This is a genomic window from Brevibacterium sp. ACRRH, from assembly GCF_022346365.1.
GTDB classification, from domain to species: Bacteria; Actinomycetota; Actinomycetes; order Actinomycetales; family Brevibacteriaceae; genus Brevibacterium; species Brevibacterium paucivorans.
Map to the genome: position 1 here is coordinate 1 of NZ_JAKRMN010000017.1, position 3453 is coordinate 3453.

The following is a 3453-nucleotide window of genomic DNA, read 5'->3' on the forward strand; positions in this document are numbered from 1 at the left end:
TGGTTTTGCGGCGGTGTCTTACTCTCCCACACACTCTCGTGTGCAGTACCATCAGCGCTGTCAGGCTTAGCTTCCGGGTTCGGAATGGGGCCGGGCGTTTCCCTGACGCTATAACCACCGCAAAAAACTTTGGGGGCACACGGTGTGTGTGCACGGTGTTGTCTTGAGTTTTGCGTGTTTGTGTGGACGCGAGTGATTGAGTGTTCGTTCGTGATGTCCAGGGTTTGTTGTTTGTGTTACCTGGTCTACATGCACGAGTGTGTGTGAGTGATCGGTGTATTAGTACCAGTCAGCTACACACATTGCTGTGCTTCCACGTCTGGCCTATCAACCCTATAGTCTGTAGGGCACCTCATGGAAATCTCATCTTGAAGCAGGCTTCCCGCTTAGATGCTTTCAGCGGTTATCCTTCCCGAACGTAGCCAACCAGCCATGCACCTGGCGGTACAACTGGCACACCAGAGGTTCGTCCGTCCCGGTCCTCTCGTACTAAGGACAGCCCTTCTCAAATTTCCTACGCACGCAGCGGATAGGGACCGAACTGTCTCACGACGTTCTAAACCCAGCTCGCGTACCGCTTTAATGGGCGAACAGCCCAACCCTTGGGACCGACTCCAGCCCCAGGATGCGACGAGCCGACATCGAGGTGCCAAACCATGCCGTCGATATGGACTCTTGGGCAAGATCAGCCTGTTATCCCCGAGGTACCTTTTATCCGTTGAGCGACCGCGATTCCACAATCCACGGCCGGGTCACTAGTCCCAGCTTTCGCTCCTGCTCGACACGTCCGTCTCACAGTCAAGCTCCCTTGTGCACTTACACTCAAAACCTGATTGCCAACCAGGCTGAGGGAACCTTTGGGCGCCTCCGTTACTCTTTGGGAGGCAACCGCCCCAGTTAAACTACCCATCAGGCACTGTCCCTGAACCCGATCAGGGTCCGAAGTTAAGGAATCCAGAATGGCCAGAGTGGTATTTCACCAATGACTCCACACACACTAGCGTGCATGCTTCCTAGTCTCCCACCTATCCTACACAAGCCACACCGAACACCAATACCAAACTGTAGTAAAGGTCTCGGGGTCTTTCCGTCCTGCTGCGCGTAACGAGCATCTTTACTCGTAATGCAATTTCGCCGAGTTCGTAGTAGAGACAGCAGAGAAGTCGTTACGCCATTCGTGCAGGTCGGAACTTACCCGACAAGGAATTTCGCTACCTTAGGATGGTTATAGTTACCACCGCCGTTTACTGGGGCTTAAATTCTCCGCTTCACCCAAGGGTTAACGGGTCCTCTTAACCTTCCAGCACCGGGCAGGCGTCAGTCCGTATACATCGACTTACGTCTTCGCACGGACCTGTGTTTTTAGTAAACAGTCGCTTCTCTCTGGTCTCTGCGACCACCACCAGCTTTCACCGTAAAAGGCTAATACCAGGATGGTCCCCCTTCTTCCGAAGTTACGGGGGCAATTTGCCGAGTTCCTTAACTACGATTATCTCGCTCGCCTTAGTATTCTCTACCTGACTACCTGTGTCGGTTATCGGTACGGGCGGATCAAACCTCACGTCGATGCTTTTCTTGGCAGCATAGGATCACCAGATCACTCCACCACGTGGAGTGCCCATCAGCTCTCAACCATAAGTCATCCGGATTTACCAAGATGACGGCCTACAACCTTAGACTGCGACAACCATCGCGCAGCCTGGCTACCTTCCTGCGTCACACCTGTTAACACGCTTACCTACAACACGCTCAGGTCCTACCCACACCCACAACCACACCCCGAAAGGTGTTCGGTGCGTGTGAGTAGTTAGTCTCACATGATTCGGTATGGACGGTTTTTCACCGGTACGGGAATATCAACCCGTTATCCATCGACTACGCCTGTCGGCCTCGCCTTAGGTCCCGACTTACCCAGGGCGGACGAACCTGCCCCTGGAACCCTGAGTCATCCGGCGGACGGGATTCTCACCCGTCTTTCGCTACTCATGCCTGCATTCTCACTCGTATAGCCTCCATCACTCGTTTACACGGCAACTTCACCGGCCACACGACGCTCCCCTACCCAACACCACGGCCGTTAAGCCATTCACGTGGTGTTGCCACAACTTCGGCGGTGTACTTAAGCCCCGCTACATTATCGGCGCGGAATCACTTGACCAGTGAGCTATTACGCACTCTTTCAAGGGTGGCTGCTTCTAAGCCAACCTCCTGGTTGTCTTCGCAACTCCACATCCTTTCCCACTGAGCACACGCTTAGGGGCCTTAGTTGATGGTCTGGGCTGTTTCCCTCTCGACTACGAAGCTTATCCCCCGCAGTCTCACTGCCACGCTTACACTTACACGCATTCGGAGTTTGGCTGACGTCAGTAACCCGATAGGGCCCATCAGCCACCCAGTAGCTCTACCTCGCATAAGCAACACGCAACGCTGCACCTAAATGCATTTCGGGGAGAACCAGCTATCACAGAGTTTGATTGGCCTTTCACCCCTAACCACAGATCATCCCCCCAGTTTTCAACCTAGGTGGGTACGGGCCTCCACGACGTCTTACCATCGCTTCACCCTGCCCATGGCTAGATCACTCCGCTTCGGGTCTAGAACACGCGACTCAAACGCCCTATTCGGACTCGCTTTCGCTACGACTACCCCACACGGGTTAACCTCGCCACGTATCACTAACTCGCAGGCTCATTCTTCAAAAGGCACGCCATCACCCCAACTTGGGGGCTTTGACGGATTGTAAGCACATGGTTTCAGGTACTATTTCACTCCCCTCCCGGGGTACTTTTCACCATTCCCTCACGGTACTATCCACTATCGGTTACCAGGAAGTATTTAGCCTTACCAGGTGGTCCTGGCAGATTCACACAGGATTACACGAGTCCCGTCCTACTCGGGAATCAGTCACACCACAACACACGCATTTCAGCTACAGGACTCTCACCTGCTCCGGTTAGCCATCCCAGACTATTCACCTACACGCATATCACGGCACCACTCCATGCTGAGAGCAGAAAAACCAACCCCACAACACCATGCATGCAACACCAGCACGCTTACACACACACGGTTTAGGCTCATCCACGTTCGCTCGCCACTACTAGCAGAATCATTATTATTTTCTCTTCCTATGGGTACTGAGATGTTTCACTTCCCCACGTTCCCCCCTACCACCTATACATTCAATGGCAGGTCACTACACATCACATGCAGCGGGGTTCCCCCATTCGGACACCCTCGGATCACCGTCCGTTCACCAACTCCCCGAGGCTTATCGCAGGTCACCACGTCCTTCATCGGCTCCTGATACCAAGGCATCCACCATGCGCTCTTACACACTCACCACACTTAAAACGTGCAGCAAACCAGATAACACACAACAACAAACAATCACGACGATCATTCATCAGATGCTCGCGTCCACTATTCACAAACAAAAACAACAACAAGAAA

The 3453-nt window shown here is 53.3% G+C and carries 2 rRNA genes; both read right to left on the minus strand.

Annotated features, from left to right (window positions below):
* Positions 1–5: 5 nt before the first annotated feature.
* Positions 6–122: ribosomal RNA gene (gene rrf, locus MHX53_RS11455) — 5S ribosomal RNA — on the minus strand.
* Between the two features lie 137 nt (positions 123–259).
* Positions 260–3346: ribosomal RNA gene (locus tag MHX53_RS11460) — 23S ribosomal RNA — on the minus strand.
* Between the last annotated feature and the right edge of the window lie 107 nt (positions 3347–3453).